The sequence below is a fragment of the Marinobacter halodurans genome (genome assembly GCF_004327985.1).
Taxonomy (GTDB): domain Bacteria; phylum Pseudomonadota; class Gammaproteobacteria; order Pseudomonadales; family Oleiphilaceae; genus Marinobacter_A; species Marinobacter_A halodurans.
Genome location: NZ_SJDL01000023.1, coordinates 16,739 through 42,770, shown reverse-complemented (window position 1 = coordinate 42,770; position 26,032 = coordinate 16,739). Strand labels below are relative to the sequence as shown.

Sequence of the window (26,032 nt, the reverse complement as noted above, 5' to 3'; positions counted from 1 at the left end):
GGAGAATTCCATGGGGGCTCGCTTTCCTATCCAGGCGCTGACCGTCGCCATCACCGCGCCGATTGCGCTGGCGGCCTGCAGCTCACTGCAGGGCACATCCGGATCCGCTGAGCCGGCAACACCTGCCGGTGCGGTCGAGAACTACACCGACATTGCCCACGCCACCTATCAGGACGCGCTGATCAGTGCCCGGGCACTGGATGAAGCCACGGACGCCTTCATCGCCCACCCCGGCGAACAGACGCTGGCGGCTGCCAGGCAAGCCTGGCTGGCCTCCCGCGTGCCCTATCAACAGTCGGAAGTGTTCCGCTTCGGTAACGCCATCGTGGACGACTGGGAAGGCCAGCTCAACGCCTGGCCGCTGGACGAAGGCCTGATCGATTACGTCGACACCAGCGACTACCAGCACGAGCTGGGCAACGCCGGCGCGACCGTCAACATCATTGCCAGCCAGTCCATCACCATTGGCGGGGAAACCATCGATGTCTCCAGCCTGACATCGGGCCTGCTGGCCGACCTTAACGAGATCGGCGGCTCCGAGGCGAACGTGGCAACCGGTTACCACGCCATCGAATTCCTGCTGTGGGGACAGGACCTGCATGGCTTCGATGCCGGTAACGGCGAGCGCCCCTACACCGATTATGTCCAGGGCGAAGGTTGCAGCCACGGTCATTGCGACCGCCGCGCCGCCTACCTCGATGCCATCACCGATCTGCTGGTCTCCGATCTCGAGTGGATGACGGCGCAGTGGGCACCGGGCAGCAGCGACAACTACCGCGCCGAACTGCTGGCCATGGAGCCGAGCGCGGCCATCCAGAAGATGCTGTTCGGCATGGGCTCGCTGTCCCTGGGTGAACTGGCCGGCGAGCGCATGAAAGTGGCGCTGGAAGCCAACTCCTACGAGGACGAGCACGACTGCTTCAGCGACAACACCCACAACTCGCATTACTACGACGCCAAGGGTATCCAGAACGTCTACCTGGGCCGCTATACGCGGATCGACGGCCGCACGGTCTCCGGCCCGTCCCTGTCCGATCTGGTCGCACAGCAGGATCCGGCACTGGACAGCCAGCTTCGCAATGAACTGGCAGCCACCATGGATGCCGTCCAGACCTTGAAGGATGCGGCGGAGAACCAGGACCACCCGATGCCGTTCGACATGATGATTGCGCCCGGCAATGCCCGCGGCGCCGAATTGGTCAGTACCGCCATCACGGCCCTGGTGACCCAGACCGGTGAGATCGAGAAGGCGTCCGAGACGCTGGGCATTCAATCCATGAAGCCGGACGATGCCGGACACACCTTCTGACAGGGCACGCGTCCGAACAGGGGCCATCATGCTGATGCGAATCATTAACAAATAGATGACTTTCGCATCGACTCTGGTAGACTCCCTGCATCGAAAAGCCCGGCGACCCATAGCCGGGCTTTTGCCGTTCTATCGACCATAGTATCCGCTGTATGAACATCCCACGACACATTGCCTTTATATCCACCCTGCTCCTTTCAGGGACCGGTTTCGCCGCCGACGTGCCGCCCATTCAGGACACCCCCCTGAGCGGCGGCGAGGGTTCGGTCAGGCAGTTCGACCACAACGCTTACTCGATGCCCCAGGGCAATCTGTCCATGACCAGGCGTCTGGACTTCAGCGTGGGTAACAGCTTCTTCCGCAACCCCTGGATCGAGGCGCCGTCCAGCACCGCCGCCCGCGACGGCCTGGGCCCCATGTTCAATACCAATTCCTGCCAGGGCTGCCATCTCAAGGACGGCCGCGGCAACCCGCCCGCCGAGGGCGAAACGCCGGTTTCCCTGTTCCTGCGTCTGTCCGTGCCTACGGATCCGGTCCGGGATGCCGAACTCATCAGGAAAGTTGGCCTGAAGCCGGCCCCCGTGTATGGGGGGCAATTGCAGACGGCGGCCATTTCCGGCCAGAAACCCGAGGCCGACCTCGAGATCACCTGGGAGCCGATCACCCAGACCCTGGCCGATGGCTCGACCGTGACCCTGCAGCGTCCCGTTTATCACATCACCAACCCGAATTACGGCCCACTCCCTGACGACCTGCTGACCTCGCCCCGGGTGGCGCCGCCGATGATCGGCCTGGGCCTGCTCGCGGCCGTGCCGGAGGCCCGGCTGATGGCCTATGCCGATCCGGAAGACGCCGACGGCGACGGTATTTCCGGCCGTCCCAACCGGGTCTGGGATGTCGAAAAGGAAGACACCGTCATGGGCCGTTTCGGCTGGAAGGCGGGCCAGCCCACACTGGTGCAACAGGCCATGGGCGCCTTTGCCGGTGACATGGGCCTGACCTCCACCCTGATGCCGGCCACCGACTGCTCTGCGGAGCAGCAATGCGACCGCTTCGCCAACGGCGGCGAGCCGGAAGTCAGCGACAAGATCGCCCGCTTCATCGGCTTCTATTCCGCCAGCCTGGCGGTGCCGGAACGCCGGGACATGGACCGGCCGGCGGTGCAGCAAGGTGCCCGGATTTTCAACGATATTGGCTGCGCGGCCTGCCATACCCCCAAACACACCACCGGGACGGTGGCCGACCGGCCCGACCTGAGTCAGCAGACCATCTGGCCCTACACCGATCTGCTGCTGCACGACATGGGTCCGGCACTGGCCGACCATCGCGGCGAGTTCCTGGCCAGCGGCACCGAATGGCGGACGCAACCGCTGTGGGGCATCGGCCTGGCCCAGACCGTCAACCCACTGGCCGGCTTCCTCCATGACGGGCGGGCCCGCACCCTCCAGGAAGCCGTTCTCTGGCACGGTGGCGAGGCCCGGGCGGCGACCGACCATTTCCGTTCACTGGACGCAGACCGGCGCGATGCCCTGCTCCAGTTCCTCCATTCGCTCTGACAGGAGACGCCGGCCCATGTCCTCCCTGGCCCGATCCGTACGCTACCTGATTCCGTTCGCCGTGAGCCTGGCAACGGCCACCGTCTCGGCCGCCACCTCCCCCAGACAGCAATGGCACACGGACATCGGCCAGGGCTACCAGCAACTGGCCGGTTCGGCCCATGACCTGGAACAGGCCGCAAACAGCTACTGCAACACCCCTTCAGACAACGGCCGCCGGCAGCTCGAGTCCGCCTGGAGAGCGGCCTTCCTCAACTGGCAGGCGGCGCGCTTTGTCGACTTCGGCCCGATTGAGCAGGACAGCCGCGCCTGGCAGTTGCAGTTCTGGCCCGACCACAAGAATCTGGTCGCCCGCAAGGTCCGCTACGCCCTCAAGCGGGACAAGGCCGTCGATGCCGACTTCGTCAGCCAGGCCGGCGTAGCCCTGCAGGGGTTCCCGGCCATCGAATACCTGCTCTACGACGCCGACATGCAATCCGGCGAACGGGCCCTGCCGGCCGAACGCACCTGCCGGCTGCTGCAAACCGTCAGTCATCACCTGGCGAACACCACCGACGCGCTGGCCAGCGACTGGCAGGCCTTCGGGGACTATTACCGGTCCATGGACGAATACACCGGGAAGACCGTGGCCGCCGCCATCAATGGCCTCGAGATCCTGCAGGACAAGCGTCTGGCCGCACCCATGGGCGTGCGTCCGCCGCACAAGCGCAACAAGTACCTGGGCGATGCCTGGCGCAGCGAAACCTCCGTTGCGGCCATGCGGGCCTCCATTGCCGGCTTCCAGCAATACCTGGTGCCCGGCCTGACCCGGCTGTTGAACGAGGCCGGCAAACCCGAGCTGGCCGGGAAGCTGGTCGAACAGACCGACAGCACCCTGGCCAAGGCCGACAGCCTGCCGGACGCCATGGCCCCCAACCTGGAAACCGACGAAGGCTATCGTCAGTTGCAGTCGCTGTTTATCGAAGTCATTCAGCTCGAGCAGGTGGTCGAGGACCGGATTGCGCCGGCCCTGGGCATCACCCGCGGATTCAACGCCAGCGACGGCGACTGATTCATGCTGAACCGACGCCAATTCCTCCAGGCCAGCCTGGCGACCCTGGTTGCCGGAAGCCTGGACGGCCGCCTTGCGTTTGCCGGTGCGGACAAGGGACCGCTCATCCTCAGCGCCGTTGACGATGAAACCGGCCACCACCTGATCGCCGGTGTCGACCTCCAGGGCCGGCAGCGTTTCCTGCTGCCCGTGGGGAATCGCTGCCACGGCGGGTGTGAACGCCCCGGCACGGTGCAGGCCATCCTGTTTGCCCGCCGCCCGGGCCGCCATGTCTATGTGGTCGATACCGGTCAGGGGAACATCGTCCACGACATCGCCGCCGGCGACGGTTATCACTTCTATGGCCACGGTGTATTCAGCCCGGACAGTCGCTACCTGTACGTCACCGTCAACCGGTACGACACCGGCGAGGGCATCGTCCGGGTCTACGATGCCGAGGATAACTACAGGGCAGTCCGGGATATGCCGGTCGGCGGCATCGGCCCCCATGAGCTGGTACTCCACCCGGATGGAAACACCCTGATCGTCGCCCTCGGCGGCATCCAGACCCATCCGGATTACGACCGCATCAAGCTCAATCCGGACACCATGCAACCGGCCCTGCTGCTGATGGATCGCCAGACCGGCGGGATCCGTAAGCGCTTCAGGCCGTCCCACCACCAGTTGAGCTGTCGTCACCTGGGAGTCAGCCCCGACGGCATCGTGGTCGCCGGCTACCAGTACCAGGGACCCACCTGGGAATCCCGGCCACTGATCGCCCACTACGATTCGAACACCGACACCTTCCGCGAAATCGGGTTGCCCAAGTCGCTGCAGCGCAGCCTGCACAACTACGTGGCCAGCGTCGCCGTGAGCCCGGCCAGCCCGCTCAGCCTGGTCACTGCCCCCCGCGGCGATCGCGTGGTGGTGATCAACCACCGGACCCGCGCCCTGGTCAGCGACTTTGAAGTACCGGACGTGGCGGGTGCCCTCGCCCTACCGGACGGCAGCTTTGTCGTCTCCTCGGGCACCGGCTCCCTGCACCACATCTCGGCCGATGGACTTGAAGCAGAGACCGTCGCGACCCTGGATATCCACTGGGACAACCACCTTACCTTCCATGGTTGAATCGCCCACGCCTGTCGGGCGGTCCATACGGCTGTTATGATTTCGTACCTTTGAAGCGGGAACGGAGTCGATCTTGGCCGGATTGCAGCGGGACACCACGGAAAAACTCTACAGCCTGATTGCCAACGAGGAGGACGCCCGTGTCTGCAAGGACATTTCTGACGAGGCCTGCCGCGAGGTCCCCCGCAACTTCTTCCTGATTCTAGGCAGCCTGGTCCTGACCAAGCTGGGAGACCTGCTGATCAGCCCGAAGACGGTGCTGGCCTGGTTGCTGGGCGCCGTGGGCGCCTCCGGGCTGGTCGCGTGGCTGGTGCCGATCCGGGAATCCGGTTCGCTCATCCCGCAGATGGTGATCGGCGCCTGGGTGCGCCGCCGGCCGGTGCGCAAGTGGTTCTGGGTGGGCGGCAGCCTGGGGCAGGCCGTCAGCGTGGCCGGCATGGCCGCCAGCGTCGCCTTGCTGGATGACACCCTGGCGGGCCTGGGTGTGGTGGGCTGCCTGATCCTCTTTTCCCTGGCCCGGGGGTTCTGCTCCGTCGCCATGAAGGATGTGCAGGGCAAGTGCATTCCAAAAACCCGGCGCGGCCGGCTCAGTGGCCTGGCGACCACCGTCGGCGGTTCGGCCACGGTGGCCCTGACCGTCCTGCTGCTCTGGAACCAGTCCGATCCGACGACAACCTTCTATGTCACCCTGCTGGTGCTGGCGGCGGTACTTTGGGTCGTTGCCAGCGTGCTGTTTGCCGGCGTGGACGAGGAGCCCGGCGAAACCGGCGGTGGCGGCCACGCCCTGAAAGAGGCGTTCCGCAGCCTATCGCTACTGCGCGACGACAGACCCTTCCGCCATTTCGTGATCACCCGCGCCCTGCTGCTGTGCTCGGCACTGGCATCGCCCTACTTTGTCCTGCTGGCCCAGGAGCAGGGCCACACGGGCTGGCTGCTGGGCGGCTTCCTGCTTGCCAGCAGCCTGGCCAGCTCGGTCAGTGCCACGGTCTGGGGGTGGATGGCGGACAAGTCCAGCCGTCAGGTCATGATCCGCGGCGCCGCCCTGGCCAGCGGGGTCTGCCTGGTCATCGGGTCCTGGAACCTGCTGTCCACGGGCGACCTGCGCAGCGCCTGGTTCTACCCGCTCGCCTTCTTCATCCTGAGCATTGCGCACGCCGGCGTGCGGCTGGGACGAAAGACCTACCTGGTTGATATGGCCGGGGGCACCAAGCGTACCGATTACACCTCGGTGAGCAATACGGTGATCGGCATCCTGCTGCTGGTGACCGGTGGAATCAGCGCGCTGGCGTCACTGATCTCGCCGACGGCGGTGATTGTGCTGCTCGGGCTGATGGGGCTGGCGGGAACCCTCAGTGCCGTGCGCCTGAGGGAAGTCGAATAGAAAAAAGGGCCGGCAACGAACCGGCCCAGTGGCGCGTCATCTCATGGAGACACGACTCGCGGCATGGAGCCCTGGTTACGGGGTCACCCCGGTGCGGGTGGCACAGACGCTGAAGACATTGAACTCGTCCAGCGCGGACAGCAGACCGAAACCACCGTTGATCACCTCCACTTCGTTGAACGGCTTCGAGGTCTGGAAAACCAGGAAGCCCTGTTCGTTTCCGCCCAGCGTGCCGGACAGCCCCAGCAGGTCCAGGTCCACACCCAGGTCACCGTCCGAGCTCTCCTGAACCTGCCCATCCAGCAGTGTGCGAACCGTCAGCGAACCGTTGGACAACAGGTCGAGCTGGACCAGCTGCGCACTCTCGGCAATGGCCACCCCAAGCACGTTCTGCCCCGGATAGACGAAACCGGAGTCGTCGGACACCCGCAGGACCGCTTCCGACAGGCCCAACAGGTTGGTGTTGTAGATCGTGGCCGCGTTGCCCAGGTCACTGTCGATCACGTAATCCGGGTTGTTCACGCCGCAGGTCGAGCCGCCCAGCAGACCACCGATCAGGCAACCGGACTCGTCCGACGACGCGGTCACGCCGTTAACCACCAGCATCGGTGAGAACGTCTCGCCGGAAATGGCGCAGGCGTAATCGGCGTTGTCGATCAGGTCGCAGGCATCACCGACACCGTCACCGTCCGTATCGGCCTGATCCGGATTCGCCACCAGCGGGCAGTTGTCATTGGGCTGGCCCAGGGCGTTCTCGTCATTGATGCCATCGCCGTCGGTGTCGGCATCGCAGGCGCCCCCACTGCCGTCGCCATCCAGGTCCGACTGGTTGGGGTTGGCCACGTTCGGGCAATTGTCCTGGCCGTCCGGCAGGCCATCGCTGTCGGAATCGTTTTCACAGGCGTCCCCCACATCGTCGCCATCCGTATCCGTCTGGTCGGGATTGCTTACCAGCGGACAGTTGTCAGGTTCATCATTGACGCCGTCACCATCATCGTCAGCATCACAGGCATTACCGATGTCATCGCCATCTCGGTCGGCCTGGCTCGGGTTGGAGACCAGCGGGCAGTTGTCCGCTCCGTTCATGACGCCATCGCCGTCCTGATCCTCATCACAGGCATCGCCCCTGGAGTCCCGATCTGCATTGGCCTGGTCCGGATTGGAGACGGCCGGGCAGTTGTCCAGCGTGTCTTCCACACCGTCGCCGTCGCCATCCCGGTTGTTATCACAGGCGTCGCCAATACCGTCGCCATCGGCATCCGCCTGTCCCGGATTGGACACCAGCGGGCAGTTGTCGGCGGCATCGTTGAGCCCGTCGTTGTCGGAATCGGTATCACAGGCGTCACCGATGCCATCGCCGTCCGCATCGGACTGCAGCGGGTTGAAGATCGTCGGACAATTGTCGTCGTCATCGGCGATACCGTCGCCATCGCCGGGATTCTGTTCGACCACCCCGCCAACCGCGGAGTCGGAGTTACCACTGCTGCTGTCGGAATTGCACCCGGCCAGCAACAACACACTGAACACACACGCCAGCAATACGTTCAGTTTTCCGTACGTCATGATGACTTCTCCCTGTCACCTGACTGCTGAGTTCCGGAAATCACGTTAAACTCGACCCGACGATTACGCTCCCGCCCTTCCTCGGTGTCGTTCGACATCAGCGGACGTAATAGAGCCCGTTCTGCCGACCGCTTTTGGCGGCGGCCGAATGCCGTTGCCCGTCTTCCTGAGGAAGAGGCAACTCCCGGCCTCTTCGTGCTCGCGGATGTCCCCTTGTGTGAACGACGATCCGCGACCACTTGCTCCGCAAAATAGTGAACACCCGTACGGATTCGCCATGACAAATGTGACGGCCTGTCGCGGCACCCAAGTCATGCCTTCGGTAACTTGCTGTCTAATTGCCTGACAAGATGTAACTTTCTGGTACAAATTTACCAAAAAGTTAAAATGTAAAATTATGTGAAATAATTTCGAATGCGGGCCTGATTCGGCAAGACCGCCCTGAATCGCTCTAAATCAATTCGCTTCATGCGATACAGTGCGGGTGTTGAGTGGTCATGGATGCAGGTCTGCACCAGGAAACACCACAGGAATGTGACTGGCAGGCCAATCCGGAATGTAACAACCGGTGTCTTGCAACGGGTTGACCGAGAAAAATGTGACGTTTGTCACAGCTGCCAATTCATTGGACACGTCGTTATCGATGATAGGAAGGACGCCGGTCATTCAAGGAGCCCCAGGGTTCACTCCTGGGCCGGGCGCTTTGGAAAAGAGGGTTGTCGAGCCCTTATGAGGTCGAATTTCCAGAGAAAGACGACAACACACAAGACAGGAAAGCGAGGTCGGCATGTCGGTTATCGAGCAGTCCCCTACCCCCCTTCGCAGCGAACGTTTCCTGCATACCGTCCTCGGATGGTACGTGCGCACTCGGGAAAACATCGACCTGGGGCCATTTGCCAGCCGGGATGACGCATCAGACGCACTGAACCGTCATATCAGGCAGTTCCGGGGAGTCCTGCGGCGGGACCACGGCACCCAGAGTCATGGCATGGATATCCACGACCCGGAAAGCTGTCACAAACAGAACTGTGCCATCTGCATGGAAGCCCGCATCTATTCCCACACGATGCGGGTCAGCGCCTGAAGCTTGCGGCTCAGGGTGCCTTGCCGTCATTCAGCGCCAGGGCACCTTTGACGATGCGATAGATCACCCAGATGGAAATGCCCAGCAGGATGAACCAGCCGATGATGATCGGCAGGGTAATCAGGCCGATCACACTGCCGGCCAGCCCAATCCAGAACGTCTTGATCTGCCAGCGGAAATGCGGCTCGATCCAGGTCCGGGCGACATCGTCCATTTTCACGTAGTTGATGATCACCCCCACCAACCCGCTGATACCGCCGACAAAAAACGACAGCGCCTGGAGGATATAGACGGTCACCGCCAGATTGCGGCCGGAGTCGCCACGGCGCACGATGGGATCGGGATCGGCGGGTCGAAAGTCAGAGTCCGTCAAGATGCTTACCTCGGGCCATTCCAGTTTCCCGCAGTATAGAGGAATCCATCAAACAGTTGACCCCGACGCCGCCAGATTGATCCCGTTAAAGATCAGGTGCAGGGCAATCGCCAGCATCATCAGCGATATGGCGCTATCGATCACCCGCCAGGCCACCGGGCGCGCCAGCACCGGAGCCAGCGCCGAACCACCCCAGGCCAGCAGTGCAAACCAGAGGACCGAGGCGCTGGACGCCCCGGCCACAAAGCCCACCGGCTCCGGTTGCTGGGCCCCGACCGAGGGAATCAGCAGCAGCGTGTCCAGGTACACCTGCGGGTTCAGCAGCGTCACGGCCAGTGTGGTCAGGATGACCGCCCCCAGGCTGCGACGTGACGTTTCCTCCGCCGTCAGCCCTCCGCGTCCCTGGACCGCCCGGAGGAACGCCGTAAACGACAGCCACAGCAGGAACGCCACACCGGCCCAGCGGAGCACATCAAGCACCGAGGGGAAGGCGATCAGGGCCGCGCTCACGCCCAGCATCCCCAGGGTAAACAGCACCACATCGGAACTCATACACAGGGCCGCCGACCACCAGTGGTGCTCGCGCCGGAACGCCTGCCCCAGCAGGTAGGCATTCTGCGCACCGATCGCGATAATGATGCCGCCGCATACGACCAGCCCGGTAAGGTAGCTCTGTAACATTGACGTCTCTCCATCAGATTCCAGAGCAAGGCTAATCGAATCCCTCTATACTAAAAAATCATATTGCTAATACTGCATCATTTTTTCTTATGCTTGATTACAAACTCCTGGAAGCACTGATCACCGTGGTGGAAACCGGCGGCTTCGAACGGGCCGGCATTGCCCTGGGGCTGTCCCAATCGGCGGTGTCCCAGCGCATCAAGCTGCTGGAATCCCGGCTCGGACAGCCGGTGTTGACACGCCATCCGCATTTGCAGGCCACGCCCGCCGGGCGGCGGCTGCTCAACCATGCCCAGCAGGTGCAACTGCTCGAACGGGACCTGCGCCGCCAGATTCCGGCGCTGTCGGAGGATCGCACCCGCCTGCGCATTGCCCTGAATGCCGACAGCCTGGCCACCTGGTGGGGCGACGCCGTCGGAGCCTTCTGCCAGGAGGAGGGCCTGCTGCTGGACATGGTGGTGGAAGACCAGGATGTGGGCCTGCGCCGGATGCGCGAAGGCGATGTGGCCGCCTGCCTGTGCAGCAGCGACCAGCCCGTGGCCGGCGGCCGCTGCATTGCGCTGGGTGAAGTGCCCTACCGGGCCTGGGCGAGGGACGATTATGTCCGGCGGTACTTCCCGGAAGGGCTGACACCGGCGGCGTTCCAGGAAGCGCCGGCCATCGTGTTCGGCCCCCACGACCAGCTCCAGCACCGGTTCCTGGCCCAGTGCGGGTATCACGGCCGTTTCCCGTATCACCTGTGCCCCTCATCGGAAGGGTTCATTCGCCTGGCGATGGCGGGCATGGGCTACGGCATGATTCCCGACAACATGATGGGCAACCACGAGACCACACTGACGGTCCCCGATGGCGTGCTCGTGGACCTGTCTCCGGGCACCACGGTGACGGTCCCGCTCTACTGGCACTACTGGCGCCACGGCGGCGACTTCATGGAGCGCCTGACCCGGCGTATCGAAACGGCCGCGCAGCGACTGTTGCAGCCCGGCAACGCTCGTTAGGCCTGCTCCCTCGGCCGGTAACCCAGCCGGAACCCGCCCCAGTGGCGACCATTGACGTAGATGGGGACGGAGAGGTCGTGCATGATCTCTCCGGTATCGCGGCGATAAGTCTGCAACAGCATGTCCTGGGTATGGCTGCCACAGCGGGCGCCGGTCCGGTCGTTGAACAGGCGTTTGCTGCGGCTCTTCACCAGGTCGACCTTGGGGTCGCCGGTCGGTTCGTGGGCGAAATCGCGGTTGTGGGTGGGGACGTAGCCGTCCGGTGCCGTGGCTATGGCAAAGACCACCGCCTGGTGGGCATCCCTGACCGGCTCCTGGATGGCGTGCAGGTGGCGATCCGTGAAGCGGTCGAAGCCACTGTGGTACTTCTGGGGCGTGGTGTTTGGAATCTTCTCACGCCGGCTATCGAATAACTGCGCCTCGGTGAGCGAGCCGTCCTTCAATGCCTGCTCGAACAGCGTGCCGATGCGGTCCGCTCCTTCCCGGGCCTTTTCGTAGAACTGGCGGTGGTAGCTTTCATCGCTGTGCAGGGCAAAAGCGGCGTTGGCATTCTCGGCAATCTCCATCAGCCGCGCCGCCTGCTGGGCCAGCCCCTGGACCGCCGTATCGCTCTCGGTCATCTCGTCCCGGAGCGTCTCGATCGCCTGGAACATATGCTGCAGGCTTTCTTCGTTATGCTGGTCGCCCTCGGCGATACCGGCAACCTGCTGCTCCACCTGCTCGGTCTGCGCCCGAATTTCATTGAGCCTTTCGCCGACGTTCTCAACCGATTCCAGACCGTTCTCGATACTTCGTGCCAGGTTCTCGATCTGCTGCACGATGACACCGGTATCGGCACGGATCGCCTGCAACGTCTCGGCAACTTCATCGGTCGCCTGGGAGGTCCGGCCGGCCAACTGCCTGACTTCGTCGGCGACCACGGCAAACCCACGCCCCTGGTCGCCGGCGCGAGCGGCTTCAATGGCGGCGTTCAGGGCCAGCAGGTTGGTCTGTTCGGCGATGCCCTGGATAACGCTGGTCACGCCCTGGATCTTTTCCGACTTGTCGTTCAGTTCCTGGATATGGCGCAGGGTCTCGGCTGACTGCTCGTGCACCCGGCGCACTTCCTCAATGGCACCGGACAACGCCTCCCGGCCACTGGCACTCAGCTCGCTGGCATGCCGGGACATGCCGGCGGCCTGGGACGCCTGCTCGGCGGATTGCTTGACGGTCGCCGTGATCTGGCCGGCGTAATCCGCCATCTGGCCCGTTTCTTCCACCTGCCGGTCCAGGCGGGTTTTCAAGTGATCGGCCGCATAGGACACTTCAGCGGCGGATATGGCATTGGCATCGGCACCGGCCGTCAGCGAGCGGATCAGGTCGCCGCCACCGCCCCGGCCGGCCAGCGAAGGGCAGAATCTCACCACCGGATTCTGCGGTCCGGGCTCCTCCCCCGCTTCCAGGCTCACAAGCCCCTGCTCGATCGGGTAAAGCACCCGCACCACAATGACCAACGTGGCCACCGCCAGCCCCAATATCAGGCCGATGATCAGCGCCGTCGGATCAAGCCCCGCAAAATAGCCGGCAACCGCCAGCGCCATAACAGCAAGCAGTGCGATAACCACCGCCGGACGACCAATCAGTTTCATTGAACTCCAGCCTCTGAATACGATGAATCGCGCTCACGTCGCGACCCTGTTTATTATTTTTGACGACGTCTCCAGCCTAACAACACGACGTCTGAGGTCACTTGTACTTTAGTTGCTTTTTGCCGGAGCCGGTGCAACAAATTGTATCCCATCCAGGAACAGACGCACGCGTTCGGCGATCTCGTCGCGGGTCATGAAATCCAGGTCAATACTGTTGAGGTTGGGGGAACGGCCGGTACGCAAGACATCATCGCCATGGTAGAGCACCAGCGTAAGGCGACCGGATTCGACGGTATCCATCACCGGTATGATGGCGTCGGTACGATCAATGCGGATACCGATGCGCAGGTCGGGGGCCTTGTCGGCCTGCCGATACCCAAGGGCCTGCATCTGTCGGATGGCCTCCTGCGCCACACGGTCCAGGAGCCGACTGCGACCCGGGGCCGGGCGGGTTTCGGTGGCGAAGGTCCGCACGTCATCTGGCAGGGGTTGGGCACCGTTGTCCAGAGCCATGGGAGGCAGGGGCTGCAGCGAGCAACCCGCCAGGATGGGAAGGACTATTGCCAGGAGGATCGGTCGCAGGCCATCACTGTGGAATGAAAGCCTGCGGAAAACAGCCGGGATGGTCGCCATGGTGCATCTCCGTTTGGCATTGCTGCCATCAAAGCACCGGGGAGACCATCCCGCAAGGCCAGACCACCGGTATCAGTTGCTGACCGCGTCCTTGCTCTCCTCGTAGCCTTCCTTGACCGCATCCGCGCTGTCTTTGGCCGCATCCTCTACGGCTTCACCGGCTTCTTCGGCGCCTTCCTTGGTGTCCTCCCAGGCGCTGTCAGACTGGCCTGTGGCATTCTCATAGGTCTCTTCCGCGGAATCGCCCGCATCCTCCATCATATCGCCGGCGTTATCGGCAGCCTGCTCTGCGGAGTCCTGCATGTTCTCCGCGGTCGAGTCGTCGTCACTACAGCCGGCCAGCGTCAGACCCATGATGACGGCAAATGTACCTGCGATCAGCTTCTTCATATTGCTTTCCCTCAGCAAGGATTTGGATTCCAAACGATCGTTTAACTGCCCGGGCAGTGTAGGGGCCTGCGGCACGTCAGCACAATAACCGGACGATTACGCTTTTTTTAACTATGACAAAAAGTTAGGGCGCCTTAGGGCCAGATAATGCAGCACCGTCCAGGGCAGGAAACAGGGTGGGATTTCCAAAAAAACAGGCGGGGTTTTACGCCCGGTTTGCAGGGCGGCCGTCCACCAGCAGCAGGTGGTCTAACCGGATCATCTGCCCCCGTTCGAGGACCAGGAACTCCTCGCCGGCCCGCGTGAACACATCGCGAATGCGATCGTGGAAGGTCTGTACCTCGCCGGCTTCGTTCCGGAACACGATCTCAACCAGGCGGCGCAGGGTGGCCGCCTCCAGCAGGGCATCATGGAAGGCGCAGTCAATCGGTTTATAGGCGTGGCTCATGGAGCATTCTCATCCAGACCAGGACTCGGAAACGCACTGAAAGATGTCCAAATGGACATCTTTCAGTCTGGTCCAGGATGCGGATTTTAGCCAACCAGAGCCGGGCGGTCGTTTGCAACCGCCGTATCAGAACCACTCCGCCCGCATCTCCAGGCAGGTGTCGTCCCGGTTCTGGAGCAGCACGATATCCTGTGCGACGGTTGGCAGCTCCCAATGGAAGAAATACCGGGCGGCCTGCAGCTTCCCCTCCAGGAAGTTGCGCTCGGCTTCGGCATAGCCGGCATCCGCCAGCAGTATTTCAGCCTGATTCGCCTGACGCAACCACATCCAGGCCACACAGATGTGCCCGAACAGGTGCAGGTAGCAGGACGCATTGGCCAGCACACGGTCCGGACTCTCTTTCTGCAACGCCGCGCCCAGATCCTGGGTCACCTTCACGGCCCGCTGCAGGGTCTCACTCAGGGACAGCGCCCATTGCTGGCAGCGTGACGTGGTCGCCGCTTCCAGGTCCACCTGCATGCGCTGCATCAGCAGTTGCAGGCCATGGCTGCGGTCCTGCCAGACCTTGCGGCCCAACAGATCCAGCGCCTGGATGCCGTTGGTGCCCTCATGGATCGGATTGAGGCGATTGTCGCGCCAGCACTGCTCCACCGGATACTCCCGGGTATAGCCGGCGCCGCCGTAGACCTGGATCGCCAGGTCGTTGGCCCTGGTCCCGTACTCCGACGGCCAGGCCTTCATGATCGGTGTCAGCAGGTCGAGCAGTTTACCGGCTTCCTCACGGATCGTGGCGTCCGGATGGGAGTTCTGGTCGTCCACCAGCCGCGCGCCGTACAGGCACAGGGCCAGCCCACCCTCGACGTAGGCCTTCTGGGCCAGCAGCATACGACGCACATCGGCGTGCTCGATGATCGGTACCGGCGGTTTGGTGGGATCGGACTCCGACGGCTTGCGCCCCTGCAGACGCTCCTTCGCGTATTCCAGACTGTGCAGGTAGCCGCGATAGCCGATCACCGCCGCCCCGAAGCCCACGCCCAGGCGGGCTTCATTCATCATCTGGAACATGTATTTCAGCCCCTGGTGCGGCTCGCCCACCAGATAGCCGTGGCACGGGGCGTCATCGCCAAAACTGAGCGCCGTCGACGTAGTGCCCCGATAGCCCAGCTTGTGGATCAGACCGGCCAGGGCGACGCCGTTACGGCCGGTCACCCCGCCCCGATCGTCGGTCAGGAACTTGGGCACGATGAACAGGGAGATACCCTTCACGCCGGGAGGCGCGCCCTTGATCCTGGCCAGCACCAGATGAACGATGTTGTCGCTAATGGACTGCTCACCACCGGAGATATAGATCTTCGCCCCCTTGATCAGGTAATGCCCGTCGTCCGTGGGGGAGGCGCTGGTACGGATATCGCTCAGGGAAGACCCGGCGTGGGGCTCGGTCAGGGCCATGGTGCCGGTATAGCGGCCATCCAGCATCGGCGGCAGGTATTTGGCTTTCTGTTCATCGGAACCGAACACCTTAATCAGGTCGGCGGCTGCCGTGGTCAGGAAGGGATAGCCCGCGGTACCCGGGTTGGCCGCGGTAAAGAAACCGTTGCAGGCCGCGATCACGGACTCGGGCAATTGCATACCGCCCAGCTCGTAATCGAAGCGCCCGGCGATAAACCCCGCCTCGGCATAGGCCTTAAAAGCCTCTTTCACCTCCGGCAACATCTCCACCTGACCGTTCACAAACCGCGGTTCCTGCTTGTCCGCCTCGCTGTTGTGGGGCGCAAATTTTTCCCGGGCCATGCGGTCGGCCGTCTCGATCACGGCATCGAAGGTCTCGCGGGAGTGTTCGCTGAAACGGTCCCGCTCGCTGAGGGACGCGGTATCCATCACGTCGTACAACAGGAAATCAAGATCGCGTCGGTTGATCAGCGTATCGGTCATGGTCGTTATTGCCTTTGTTGGGAAATAGCGGAAAGGGTGTCACACCCCGGCATTGGTGAAAACCGTCATTTCTGACACAATCCTGGCGAAAATCGCCAATGGCTCCTGTTATGCAGAAAGTATCGATTCTCGGCTTTCCCGGCGCGCTTGCCAGTACGATCACCGGCATGATTGACCTGTTCCAGCTGGCCGGTGTCACCTGGGCCCGCATCCAGGGGGAACGACCGGAACGCCGCTTTGAAGTCCAACTCCTGACCGCCGACGGCGGGCCCTGCCAGTGCCTTAACGGTATCGCCCTGCTCGCCCACGGCAGCCTCGCCGACAGCGATCCCGGCGACCTGATCCTGGTCCCGACCATCGGCGGCCCGATCGAGGAAACGCTGGATCAGGCCTCCCTCCTGCTGGACTGGTTGCGACAGCAGGCGGACAGCGGCAAATCCATCGCCAGCAATTGCACCGGCGCCTTCCTGTTGGCCGAAGCCGGTTTGCTGGACGGTCGCAAGGCCACCACCCACTGGGGGTTCAGCCCACTGTTCCGCCAGCGTTACCCGAACGTGGACTGCGTCCCGGAACAACTGGTGACGGTGGACGGCCCGATTGCCTGTGCCGGCGGCGGCACCGCCTGGTGGGATCTGGGAATCCTGCTGATCGAACGCTACGCCGGCGCCCAGGTGGCCCGGGAACTGGCGAAGGCGTTTGTGGTGGATGCGGGCCGTCGCAGCCAGGCCCCCTACGCCGCCCTGCAGACCCGGCGTTACCACCAGGACGACACCATCCTGGCCCTGCAGGACTGGCTGGATGCCCGCTTCACCCATCCCCTGAGCATGGATGACATGGCGCGCCAGTCCGGCCTGAGTTCGCGCTCCCTGTTGCGCCGTTTCAAGGCGGCAACGGGGGAGACGCCTCATCGCTACCTGCAATTGCTGCGCATCGAATCCGCCCGCCATCTGCTGGAGACCACGGCACGGTCGGTGGAACAGATTACCCAGGCGGTGGGCTACGAAGATGTCAGTTCCTTCTCCCGCCTGTTCAAGGACAGCACGGGACTCTCCCCCAACGCCTACCGTTCACGCCTGGGCCGTTGAGCCCGCGGGGAAATCCACGAAACGCTCCGCGGCTGGCGATAATCGGCGCTCCCGATGAGGCAACGGATACAGGGGCGTGACAGGATCGCCATGGTACCGGACGCCCGGCTCTTCGCTTTCCTGATTGTGTGAGGTTGCGGCATCGAAGCGTTCAGGCGCTTAATAGATCAGCGAATTAAGCTGACTAGATACCAGCCGCCACTTCCGTGCCCTGTCGAATGGCCCGCTTGGCATCCAGCTCTTCGGCCAGGTCGGCTCCGCCGATCAGGTGGGCCCGGATGCCCGCGCCGCCAAGCTCATCGAACAGCGCGCGGAACGATTCCTGGCCCGCGCAGATCACCACGTTGTCCACCGCCAGCACCCGCTTCTCGCCCGGAGTGCCTTCCTTTTCCGTGATCGTGATATGCAGCCCCTCGTCGTCGATCCGGTCGTAGGAGCAGCCCCGCAGCATTTCCACGCCCCGGTGTTTGAGGCTGCTGCGGTGGACCCAGCCGGAGGTCTTGCCCAATCCCTTGCCGACCTTGCTGGTCTTGCGCTGCATCAGGTAGATCTTACGCGGTGACGGGGTGGGTTGGCGTTCCGCCAGGCCACCGGGGCCGTCAAACTCCGGGTTCACGCCCCACTCCTTCTGCCAATCCAGCACGCTGACCTGTTCGCCTTCGAGATGGCGGCTGACGTCGTGGGTCAGGAACTCGCTGACATCGAAGCCAATACCGCCAGCGCCGATGACAGCGACAGTCTTGCCCACCGGCCTGTTGCGACGCAGGACGTCCAGGTAGCCCAGCACCTTGGGATGGTCGATGCCGTCGATCTTCGGCGTCCGGGGCAGCACGCCGGTGGCCACGATCACCTCGTCAAAGCCCGACGACTTCAGCGTGTCCACGTCGACCCGGGTATTCAATTTCAGGTCCACACCCAGCAGTTCGATCTGGCGGCGGTAGTAGCGCAGGGTTTCGTAGAACTCTTCCTTGCCCGGTATGCGCTTGGCGTAATTGAACTGGCCGCCGATATCGCCGTCCGCTTCGTACAGGGTGACCCAGTGGCCGCGTTTGGCCGCCGTGGTGGCGGCTGCCAGGCCGGCCGGACCGGCGCCAACCACCGCCACGCGTTTGCGCACCGGGGCGACGGTCAGGGTCAACTCGGTTTCGTGGCAGGCCCGGGGATTGACCAGGCAAGACGCTTTCTTCGCCTGGAAAACATGGTCGAGGCAGGCCTGGTTGCAGGCGATGCAGGTGTTGATCTCGTCGGACCGGCCCTGCTCAGCCTTGCGCACGAACTCGCTGTCCGCCAGCAGCGGCCGGGCCATGGACACCATGTCCGCCTTGCCACCCGCCAGGATCTCCTCGCCTTTTTCCGGCGTATTGATGCGGTTGGTGGTGCAGACCGGGATGTCCACTTCGCCGTAGAACTTGGCGGTCACATCGGCAAAGCCGCCGCGTGGAACTGAGGTGACGATGGTCGGCACCCGGGCTTCGTGCCAGCCGATGCCGGTGTTGATGATGGTGGCGCCGGCCTGCTCGATGGCCTTACCCAGGGTCACGATCTGGTCCCAGGTCTGACCGCCGTCCACCAGGTCCAGCATGGAGAGCCGGTAGATGATGATGAACTCAGGCCCCACCGCCTCGCGCATGCGGCGCACGATCTCCACCGGCAGGCGCATCCGGTTTTCGTAGGGGCCGCCCCACTTGTCGGTGCGCTTATTGGTGCGTTCACACAGGAACTGGTTGATGAAGTAGCCTTCCGAACCCATCACCTCGACGCCATCGTAACCGGCAAATTTCGCCAGTTTGGCGGCGTTGACGAAATCGTCGATCTGGCGCTCCACGCCCTTCGTGGACAGGGCACGCGCCTTGAACGGGCTGATCGGCGCCTTGGTGGCCGAGGCCGAGACGATCAACGGCTGGTAGCCATAGCGGCCAGCATGCAGCAGTTGCAGGCAAATCTTGCCGCCGGCTTCGTGGACCGCCCCGGTCACCTGGCGATGCAGGAAGGCCGTGGCCCGGTTGTTCATGGTGGACGACAGCGGGGCCAACTGCCCCACCAGGTTGGGCGAGAAGCCACCGGTTACCATCAGTCCCACGCCGCCTTCGGCCCGTTCCGCAAAATAGCGGGCCAGTTTGTGGGTGTTCCAGAAGCGGTCTTCCAGGCCGGTGTGCATGGAGCCCATCAGCACACGGTTCTTCAATTCAGTGAACCCCAGGTCCAGGGGACTCAGCAGATTGGGATACGCGGTTGTCATGTCGTGGTGCCCTTTATCGCGTTCTCATCAGGAGCCGACATGGTAGCATGCCCGTCTACGACTAATGGATAATAAGCGTGGTATTTATGGCCAATAATCAATCAGATCGGGTCCTGCTCGACATCGACCGGGGGATCGCCACCGTGACCCTGAACCGGCCGGACAAGTACAACGGTCTGGACATGCCCATGTTTGAGGCCATTGCGGCCACCGCACGCAGGCTCCGCAAGGAGCGGCAGGTGCGCGCGATCGTTCTCAAGGGCAATGGCGAGGCTTTCTGCTCCGGCCTGGACGTCAAAGGGGTCAGCAGGAAACCGGTCAACTTCCTCAAACTGCTGGTCAAGCCGGGGCGCCGGATCAGCAACCTGGCCCAGGACGTGGGCTATCTCTGGCGGGAAGTGCCGGCGCCCGTCATCGCCGCGACCCACGGCTACTGTTTCGGTGGTGGCTTCCAGATCGCCCTCGGCGCGGATTTCCGCTACACCACGCCGGACTGCGAGTTTTCCATCATGGAGGCCAAGTGGGGGCTGATTCCGGATATGAGCCTGACCGTGACCCTGCCCGAGCTGATTCCCATCGACCTGGCCAAGGAACTGACCATGACGGCACGCCGGTTCGACGGCAACGAAGCGAAAGCCATGGGCCTGGTCACCCGGGTTTGCGACGATCCGGTGGCCGAGGCCTACACCTTCGCCGAAACCCTGGCCCAGCAGTCCCCGGATGCCGTAGCGGCGGCCAAGCTGCTGTTCAACCGGGCCTGGCAGGCCGACGACAAGACCAGCCTGGACTGGGAAACCCGCCTGCAGAAGAAGATCATCGCCCGCGCCAACCAGCGCACCGCGATTGCCCGCAACAGTGGGCAGCCCGACAGGGAATACGCCGATCGGCGGGTCTTCTGAGCCCCGGACGAGGGGCCCAGAAAAAGCCCGGCCGATGGCCGGGCTCAATCGTCGGAACCTGATAGGAATCAGACAGGTTACTGCTGCATGTCTGAGGGTTTCTCGGCGTCGGCACCCTTCTGGAATTCTCCCCGGGTGATCTTGCCGTCCTGATTGCGATCGCGGGCCTTGAGCATCATGCGGTTGCGCTCGGCCTCACTGTCCCCCGTGCCGGCAGCGGTGTTGCCGTATACGTTCAGCTCGTCTTCGCTGATCACGCCATCGCTGTTGGCATCCAGGGCGTCAAAATCCTCGTGCATGGTCTGCATGGCCTTACCCTTGCCATGGGCCATGCCCGACTCCTTGCGATCCGCGTGGCTGGAGCCTTCCTGGCTCATACTGCCGGCCCAGACCGCGGGCGCTGCAAGCACAGCTGATGTTGCTAAAGCAATCGTTATCGTCCTGATTTTCATAGGGCCTCCTTACTTGGCGGCTAATAATGTCGGTCGCATCTGGCTGGCATCGCCAGCCTCGGCAGATATGCCGGGACCACGTAACCCCACGGCATGATCCACCCGGAACTACGGTCACGAACCGCGTCTGGATTCACCGTCGCTCCTGTTTTCCATTGAAGCTGCCCTGGGCGATACTGGCCAATGAAACCTCTGTAAGCTGCGGATAACGACCGTAATCGCTTGACCTGCCCGGTACGCCACGTATCATCATTGCTCAAGATTAACCAGGACGGGCCCGAATGAGTGGACCCGCCTAAACGGAGCATTCATGTCCGAACCGCCCCGTACATCGATCATGACCCATGCCGAGCCGGACGCCTTCATCCCCCTGCGTCCCGGCCGCCTTCCCTATTTCCCGGATCCTCCCGGCGCCCGCTGATCCCAAGTCGATTGCGCTGATGCTGTGCAGGGCCCATGCCTGGGGACTAAACTCAGGCTGCTCCTGTCGATAGATAAGCGTCAGCATCCACGAATCAAGAAGAATGAGGTTGCAATGACCCTCGCGCTGGTCGTTTTACTGCCTTTTCTGGGCGCTATTGTGGCGCCGCTGTTTGCCCAGGCCGGGCGCACAGCGATTGCCATCGCCTCGTCAGTGCCCCCGGTTATCGCCCTGGCCGCCCTCTACCCGCTTTGGCCGGCCGTCGAAGCCGGACACGTCCTGGTACAGACCCAGAGCTGGCTGCCGGACATCGGCCTGTCGCTCAGTTTCCGGCTGGACGGCCTGTCCCTGCTGTTTGCGCTGCTGATCCTGATCATCGGCCTGCTGATCATCCTGTATTCGCGCTATTACCTGAAAAAGCACGAAAACATCGGCAAGTTCTACTCCCTGCTGCTGACGTTCATGGGGTCGATGCTGGGCATCGTGATGTCCAGCAACCTGGTCCTGATGCTGGTCTTCTGGGAACTGACGAGTCTGGTCTCTTTCCTGCTGATCAGTTTCTGGAACGACAAACAGGACGCCCGGCGTGGCGCCCGCATGGCCCTGGCCGTGACCGGCGGTGGCGGGCTGGCCCTGCTGGCCGGGGTCCTGCTGATCGGCCAGGTGGTGGGCAGCTATGAACTGGACGATGTGCTGGCGGCGGCCCAACTGGTCAAGGCCCACGCACTCTATCCGGTCATCCTGGTACTGGTACTGCTGGGCGCCTTTACCAAGTCCGCCCAGTTTCCGTTCCACTTCTGGCTCCCCCACGCCATGCAGGCCCCGACGCCGGTGTCCGCCTACCTGCACTCGGCGACCATGGTCAAGGCCGGCATCTTCCTGATGGCCCGGCTCTATCCGGTATTGGCGGGCACGCCGGAATGGTTCTACCTGGTGAGCTTCACCGGCATGGTCACCCTGCTGGTCGGGGCCTATGTCGCGCTGTTCAAGCATGACATGAAAGGCCTGCTGGCCCATTCCACCGTGAGTCACCTGGGCCTGATTACCCTGCTGTTCGGTATGGGCACCAAGCTGGCCGCGGTGGCCGCGGTCTTCCATGTGATCAACCACGCCACCTTCAAGGCGTCGCTGTTCATGGCCACCGGCATCATCGACCATGAGACCGGCACCCGGGATATGCGGCAGATCAACGGGTTGTGGAAGTTCATGCCCTACACCGCCACGCTGTCGATGGTGGCAGCCGCCTCCATGGCCGGGGTACCGCTGCTCAACGGTTTCCTGTCCAAGGAAATGTTCTTCGCCGAGTCGCTGGAACTGAACCTGCCCGGGCTCTGGGCCTATGTGCCGCCGGTCATAGCGACCCTGGCGGGGATTTTCGCCGTGGCTTACTCGGCGCGCTTTATCCATGACGTCTTCTTCAACGGCAAGCCGGTGGACCTGCCGATCTACCCGCCTCACGAACCACCGCGTTACATGAAGATTCCGGTGGAGATCCTGGTGTTTGCCTGCGTGATGGTAGGCATGTTCCCGGCCATTTCCGTGGGCCCGCTGCTCAACGCGGCGTCCGCCGCGACGCTTGCCGGCGATGTGCCGGATTATCACCTGGTGGTCATCCACGGGTTCAACCTGCCGCTGGTGATGAGCTTTATTGCATTCTTCGGCGGTCTGCTGATGTATACCCAGCGCCAGAGATTCTTCGATTTCCATGAACGTTTCCGGGAGATCGACGAAAAAGCCGTATTCGAAGCGGTTGTTGCCCGCCTATCCGAGAAAGCCCGGGCGTTGACGTCCTTCATCGAGAACGGCTCCCTGCAGCGCTATGCCATGCTGTTAATCGTGGCTACCATCGTGGTGGCCATCTATCCGATGTTCGAACTGGGCCTGTCCATTGGCTCGATGGGCATTTCACCGGTGGACGCCCCGACCGTGGTCGCCGGTCTGATCCTCATCACCTGCGCCGTAGGCACCGCGGCCATGCACCGCGAACGGCTCTACGCCCTGATCCTGCTGAGCGTGGTGGGGCTGATGGTGGCCCTTGCCTTCGCCCGTTTCTCGGCCCCGGACCTGGCCATGACCCAGCTGTCGGTGGAAGTGGTCACCATCGTGCTGCTGATGCTGGCCCTGTATTACCTGCCCTCCTGGACGCCCGTGGAAGCCAGTCGCTTCCGGCGCTGGCGGGACATCGTGATCGCGCTGCTGGCCGGCGCCGGCATGTTCCTGGTGACCCTGGCCATGCTGACCCGGCCGTTCGATTCCATCTCCCGCTATTTCCTGGAGAACAGCGTTTCCGGCGGCGGTGGTTCCAACGTCGTCAACGTGATACTGGTGGACTTCCGGGGCTTCGATACCCTGGGCGAGATTACTGTCCTGGGCATCGCCGCACTGGGCATATTCGCCATGTTGCGCGACGCCAAGCTGGCCGCGCCGCCTACCGACGGCCAGGGCCACCCCTGGTCCACCGACGCCCATCCGACCATGCTGCAGCAGATTTCCCGACCGTTGCTGCCCATGGCGCTGATGGTATCGGTCTACATCTTCCTGCGGGGCCACAACCTGCCCGGCGGCGGCTTTATCGCCGGCCTGGTCACGTCCGTGGCGCTGATCGTCCAATACATTGCCAGCGGCATGCACTGGAGCCACCGGCGCATGCCATTCAGCCTGACCACGCCCATCGGCCTGGGGCTGCTGGCCGCCACGGTCACCGGGATGGCGAGCTTTGCCTTCGGTTTCCCGTTCCTGACGTCCACATTCAGTCACATGCACTGGCCGCTGGTCGGTGACTTCGAACTGGCCTCGGCCATGGCCTTCGATGTCGGGGTATACCTGACCGTTGTCGGCGCCACGCTCACCATCCTGGCCAGCCTTGGGCGTCTGTCCATGAAATCCAACGCCATGCCGGAGGACTCCTGATGGAAATCCTGTTTGCTTTCGTTATCGGCACGCTGACCGCCTCCGGGGTTTACCTGATCCTGCGTGCCCGGACGTTCCCGGTAGTGGTGGGTCTCACCATGCTGTCCTACGCCGTGAACCTGTTCCTGTTCGCCACCGGTCGGCTGGTGACCGCCGGGCAACCCATCATTGGCAGCGCCAAAAGCTACACCGACCCGCTGCCCCAGGCCCTGGTCCTGACGGCGATCGTGATCGGCTTCGCCATGACCGCCTTTGTTGTCGTGCTGGCCCTGCGCAGTCGCGCCGACACCGGTGACGACCACGTGGATGGCCAGAAGGAAGCGTTCTGGCCCGAACCCGGCGCGAAACCGGCTCCGGAGGAAACTCGATGAATCACTGGTTGACCGCCCCCATCCTGTTGCCGTTGCTGGGAGGGATCCTCCAGATCTTCCTGAGTTTCGCCCCGCTGGGCCTGCGTCGGACGCTGGGCCTGGCAACCACCAGCCTGATCCTAGTGGTGTCCATCAGCCTGTTGCTGCTGGCCGACGATGGCGCTTACCGGGTCTATGCGCTGGGCAACTGGGCGCCGCCGTTCGGCATCGTGCTGGTGCTCGATCGTCTGTCCGCGCTGATGCTGTTCATGACGGCGCTGCTGGCGCTGTTCTGCCATATCTATTCGACCCGCGGCACCGATGCCCAGGGTCGGCATTTCCACGCGCTGTTCCTGTTCCAGCTAATGGGTCTGAACATCGCCTTCCTGACCGGCGACCTGTTCAACCTGTTTGTCGCCTTCGAGGTGCTGCTGATTGCCTCGTACGGCCTGCTCATGCACGGCGGCGGTACGGCCCGCTCGGTACCGGGACTGCATTATGTGGTGCTCAACCTGATCGGGTCGTCCCTGTTCCTGATCAGTGTGGGCCTGCTCTACAGCGTGGTGGGCACGCTCAACATGGCGGATCTCGCGGTCAAGGTGCCCCAGGTGGCGCCGGAGGACCTGCCGCTGGTGCAGGCCGCCGGCATGATGCTGCTGGTGGTGTTTGCGCTGAAGGCGGCCCTGCTGCCGCTGTGTTTCTGGCTGCCCCGGGCCTACGCCAACGCCACGGCGCCGGTGGCGGCGCTGTTTGCGGTGATGACCAAGGTGGGGATCTACGCCATCCTGCGGGTCTACTCGCTGATCTTCGGCGACCAGGCCGGCCCACTGGCCAACCTGGGCATGGACTGGCTGTTCCCGCTGGCCCTGGTCACCCTGGCCTTTGGCGTGATCGGCGCGCTGGGGGCTGATGGTCTGCGCAAACTGGTGGCCTGGCAGGTCATCATCTCGGTGGGTACGCTGCTCGCGGCCATCAGCCTGCACTCGGAGGCCAGCACCTCCGCCGCCCTGTTCTACCTGCTCAACACCACCTGGGTGGTGGGTGGCCTGTTCCTGGTGACCGACCTGATCGCCCGCCAGCGAGGCAGTGCCGCGGACCGGATCGTTACCGCGCCGCGCATGCGCAGCCGAACCCTGCTCAGTGTGCTGTTCATGATTGGCGCCACAGCCGCAGCCGGACTGCCGCCGTTGAGCGGTTTCTTCGCCAAGGTCCTGATCCTGGAGTCGGTCAAGCCCAGCCCTGAAATGGGTTGGCTGTGGAGCGTCATACTGATTGGCAGCTTCCTGACCGTCATCGCCTACAGTCGGGCCGGCAGCATCGTCTTCTGGCGCAACGTTGAAGGCCACGTGAAGGATCCGGGGCACCTGACCCTGCCCGTGACCGTCTCGGCGGGGGCGTTGATCAGCCTGAGCCTGGTGATCGTCGCCCTGGCCGAGCCCATCAACCGATATGCCGACGCCACAGCCGAGCAACTGCATACGCCGTCGGCCTACATCGAGATCCTGCAGACACCGGTGGTCACCCGGAGGGAGTCACTATGAA

22 protein-coding genes are annotated in these 26,032 nt (G+C 63.2%); 12 read left to right on the top strand and 10 right to left on the bottom strand.

The window, feature by feature from the left end; all coding sequences use genetic code 11:
- Window positions 1-10 precede the first annotated feature (10 nt).
- From EZI54_RS14455 to EZI54_RS14435, 5 genes are all read left to right on the top strand, one after another.
- A complete protein-coding gene (locus tag EZI54_RS14455; protein WP_131482595.1) occupies window positions 11-1,309 on the top strand; it encodes an imelysin family protein in 1,299 nt (432 codons plus the stop codon).
- A 152-nt stretch (window positions 1,310-1,461) separates the two neighbouring features.
- Complete coding sequence (locus EZI54_RS14450; RefSeq protein WP_131482594.1) at window positions 1,462-2,865, top strand: di-heme oxidoreductase family protein; 1,404 nt, start codon at window positions 1,462-1,464, stop codon at window positions 2,863-2,865.
- A 16-nt stretch (window positions 2,866-2,881) separates the two neighbouring features.
- Entirely contained in the window at window positions 2,882-3,916 is a 1,035-nt protein-coding gene (locus EZI54_RS14445) for an imelysin family protein (RefSeq protein WP_165495759.1), read from the top strand.
- A 3-nt stretch (window positions 3,917-3,919) separates the two neighbouring features.
- A complete protein-coding gene (locus EZI54_RS14440) occupies window positions 3,920-5,023 on the top strand; it encodes a DUF1513 domain-containing protein (protein ID WP_207389222.1) in 1,104 nt (367 codons plus the stop codon).
- Between the two features lie 73 nt (window positions 5,024-5,096).
- Complete coding sequence (locus EZI54_RS14435; RefSeq protein WP_131482592.1) at window positions 5,097-6,404, top strand: MFS transporter; 1,308 nt, start codon at window positions 5,097-5,099, stop codon at window positions 6,402-6,404.
- Window positions 6,405-6,479: 75 nt separating this feature from the next.
- On the opposite strand, the gene EZI54_RS14430 is transcribed toward EZI54_RS14435, so the two are convergent.
- Complete coding sequence (locus tag EZI54_RS14430; protein ID WP_131482591.1) at window positions 6,480-7,967, bottom strand: thrombospondin type 3 repeat-containing protein; 1,488 nt, start codon at window positions 7,965-7,967, stop codon at window positions 6,480-6,482.
- Window positions 7,968-8,754: 787 nt separating this feature from the next.
- Between EZI54_RS14430 and EZI54_RS14425 the strand changes: the two genes are divergently transcribed.
- Entirely contained in the window at window positions 8,755-9,051 is a 297-nt protein-coding gene (locus EZI54_RS14425; protein WP_131482590.1) for a DUF6316 family protein, read from the top strand.
- A gap of 10 nt (window positions 9,052-9,061) precedes the next feature.
- Here the strand turns inward: EZI54_RS14425 and EZI54_RS14420 are convergent, their stop codons facing one another.
- On the bottom strand, window positions 9,062-9,424 hold the full coding sequence (locus EZI54_RS14420; protein WP_131482589.1) for a DUF4870 family protein: 363 nt from the start codon (window positions 9,422-9,424) through the stop codon (window positions 9,062-9,064).
- Window positions 9,425-9,472: 48 nt separating this feature from the next.
- A complete protein-coding gene (locus EZI54_RS14415; protein ID WP_131482588.1) occupies window positions 9,473-10,105 on the bottom strand; it encodes a LysE/ArgO family amino acid transporter in 633 nt (210 codons plus the stop codon).
- 89 nt (window positions 10,106-10,194) lie between these two features.
- Here EZI54_RS14415 and EZI54_RS14410 point away from each other — a divergent pair, with 89 nt between their 5' ends.
- Entirely contained in the window at window positions 10,195-11,103 is a 909-nt protein-coding gene (locus tag EZI54_RS14410) for a LysR family transcriptional regulator ArgP (RefSeq protein ID WP_131482587.1), read from the top strand.
- On the opposite strand, the gene EZI54_RS14405 is transcribed toward EZI54_RS14410, so the two are convergent.
- From EZI54_RS14405 to EZI54_RS14385, 5 genes are all read right to left on the bottom strand, one after another.
- A complete protein-coding gene (locus EZI54_RS14405) occupies window positions 11,100-12,731 on the bottom strand; it encodes a methyl-accepting chemotaxis protein (protein ID WP_131482586.1) in 1,632 nt (543 codons plus the stop codon). The genes EZI54_RS14410 and EZI54_RS14405 overlap by 4 nt on opposite strands.
- Before the next feature lie 108 nt (window positions 12,732-12,839).
- Window positions 12,840-13,364 (bottom strand): DUF4136 domain-containing protein, encoded by a 525-nt coding sequence (locus tag EZI54_RS14400; RefSeq protein WP_131482585.1) that lies wholly within the window; start codon window positions 13,362-13,364, stop codon window positions 12,840-12,842.
- 72 nt (window positions 13,365-13,436) lie between these two features.
- On the bottom strand, window positions 13,437-13,754 hold the full coding sequence (locus tag EZI54_RS14395) for a hypothetical protein (protein ID WP_131482584.1): 318 nt from the start codon (window positions 13,752-13,754) through the stop codon (window positions 13,437-13,439).
- Window positions 13,755-13,959: 205 nt separating this feature from the next.
- Window positions 13,960-14,202, bottom strand: a complete 243-nt coding sequence (locus EZI54_RS14390) for a hypothetical protein (protein WP_131482583.1) — start codon at window positions 14,200-14,202, stop codon at window positions 13,960-13,962.
- A gap of 126 nt (window positions 14,203-14,328) precedes the next feature.
- Entirely contained in the window at window positions 14,329-16,134 is a 1,806-nt protein-coding gene (locus tag EZI54_RS14385; RefSeq protein WP_131482582.1) for an acyl-CoA dehydrogenase, read from the bottom strand.
- A 110-nt stretch (window positions 16,135-16,244) separates the two neighbouring features.
- On the opposite strand from EZI54_RS14385, the gene EZI54_RS14380 reads away from it, so the two are divergent.
- Complete coding sequence (locus tag EZI54_RS14380; RefSeq protein ID WP_131482581.1) at window positions 16,245-17,219, top strand: GlxA family transcriptional regulator; 975 nt, start codon at window positions 16,245-16,247, stop codon at window positions 17,217-17,219.
- 184 nt (window positions 17,220-17,403) lie between these two features.
- Here the strand turns inward: EZI54_RS14380 and EZI54_RS14375 are convergent, their stop codons facing one another.
- On the bottom strand, window positions 17,404-19,458 hold the full coding sequence (locus tag EZI54_RS14375) for an NADPH-dependent 2,4-dienoyl-CoA reductase (protein WP_131482580.1): 2,055 nt from the start codon (window positions 19,456-19,458) through the stop codon (window positions 17,404-17,406).
- Window positions 19,459-19,544: 86 nt separating this feature from the next.
- Here EZI54_RS14375 and EZI54_RS14370 point away from each other — a divergent pair, with 86 nt between their 5' ends.
- Window positions 19,545-20,357 (top strand): crotonase/enoyl-CoA hydratase family protein, encoded by an 813-nt coding sequence (locus EZI54_RS14370; RefSeq protein WP_131482579.1) that lies wholly within the window; start codon window positions 19,545-19,547, stop codon window positions 20,355-20,357.
- Between the two features lie 77 nt (window positions 20,358-20,434).
- Here the strand turns inward: EZI54_RS14370 and EZI54_RS14365 are convergent, their stop codons facing one another.
- The gene (locus tag EZI54_RS14365; protein ID WP_165495758.1) at window positions 20,435-20,767 is read right to left on the bottom strand and encodes an EF-hand domain-containing protein; all 333 of its coding nucleotides are present in this window, start codon (window positions 20,765-20,767) and stop codon (window positions 20,435-20,437) included.
- A 577-nt stretch (window positions 20,768-21,344) separates the two neighbouring features.
- On the opposite strand from EZI54_RS14365, the gene EZI54_RS14360 reads away from it, so the two are divergent.
- Genes EZI54_RS14360 through EZI54_RS14350 form a run of 3 tightly spaced genes read left to right on the top strand, consistent with a single transcriptional unit; the run spans window position 21,345 to window position 26,031 of the window.
- Complete coding sequence (locus EZI54_RS14360) at window positions 21,345-24,140, top strand: monovalent cation/H+ antiporter subunit A (RefSeq protein ID WP_131482577.1); 2,796 nt, start codon at window positions 21,345-21,347, stop codon at window positions 24,138-24,140.
- Window positions 24,140-24,511, top strand: a complete 372-nt coding sequence (locus EZI54_RS14355; protein WP_131482576.1) for a Na+/H+ antiporter subunit C — start codon at window positions 24,140-24,142, stop codon at window positions 24,509-24,511. Before EZI54_RS14360 ends, EZI54_RS14355 begins: the two co-directional genes overlap by 1 nt.
- Window positions 24,508-26,031: a monovalent cation/H+ antiporter subunit D gene (locus EZI54_RS14350; RefSeq protein WP_131482575.1), complete on the top strand. Its 1,524-nt coding sequence runs from the start codon at window positions 24,508-24,510 to the stop codon at window positions 26,029-26,031. Before EZI54_RS14355 ends, EZI54_RS14350 begins: the two co-directional genes overlap by 4 nt.
- The last annotated feature ends 1 nt before the right edge of the window (window position 26,032 follow it).